Below are 923 nucleotides of genomic sequence, written 5' to 3' on the forward strand. Positions count from 1 at the left end.
CGGCGAGGCCGTCGACATCGAGTTCGCCACCTTCGAGCCGCATCAGCACCGACGGCCTGGCCTCGTCGGGCTGGCTGGAATCGATGCGACCGGAAAATTTCGCCTTGCCGAGAACGAGTTCGAGGTCGCTGAAGGCTTGGCGCTTTCCGGTCAGGTCGACCTTGGCCTTGAAGCCGGCGGCCGGCAGCCGGCGGATCGCTTCGTCGACATCCCTCGACAGCCAGGCGGCAAAGCCGGAAGGCTGCGCCACCGCCAGAAGCAGCGAACCGGTGAAGCCGAAGTGATCCTCGACGCTGAGCATGCCATCTGCTTCCAGCCTGGCACGGCCGGGCAGTGTCGCGGCCAGCGACTTCACTGACCAGCCAGCATCGGCCGGCTCAGCGGAAAGGCGTACGTCGCGAACCGTCGTGTCGCCGGCCACCACCGCCGGCAGCTTCACCTCGACGGTGCCCGGTATGGTCGGCCTCGGCAGCTCGAGCAGAGCCTGCTCCAGCGCCGCGACACGCGCCGACAGCGTCAGCCCGGCGCCGGCCGCGGCGCCGACGGCTTCATCGAACTGTACCTGAGCGCCATCGGCCTCGATCGAAAAGCTTGGGTTCGGCCCAAGCTCGACGGCAGCCTTGCCATCGGCGGTGTATGGGTTGTCGAGCGGCCCGGTCTCGAAGCGGAATTCGTCGACCCCAAGTTGCTGGTGGTCGACCGAAAACTTGCCGTTCAGCCTGAACCCCGGCTCCGGCTTGCCTGCGCTGGCCTTCATCATCTCACCGTCGGTGCCTTGAAGCTGCGCCGAACTCTTGTCGGCACCATTCTTGTCGGACCTTGCGACCTTGAACTGGCCCGAATAGATGGCGGCGCCGTTGACGATGCCGGCATTGCCGTCGGCTTCGATGACCAGCGGATAGGCGTCCGGATCGGCCTTGAGC

At 66.4% G+C, this 923-nt stretch carries 1 pseudogene; it reads right to left on the reverse strand.

From position 1 onward, the window contains the following. A pseudogene (locus EOA86_RS36385) lies at positions 1–923 on the reverse strand (AsmA protein); the annotation flags it as partial.

This window comes from Mesorhizobium sp. M5C.F.Ca.IN.020.32.2.1 (assembly GCF_004023105.1).
Taxonomy (GTDB): domain Bacteria; phylum Pseudomonadota; class Alphaproteobacteria; order Rhizobiales; family Rhizobiaceae; genus Mesorhizobium; species Mesorhizobium wenxiniae.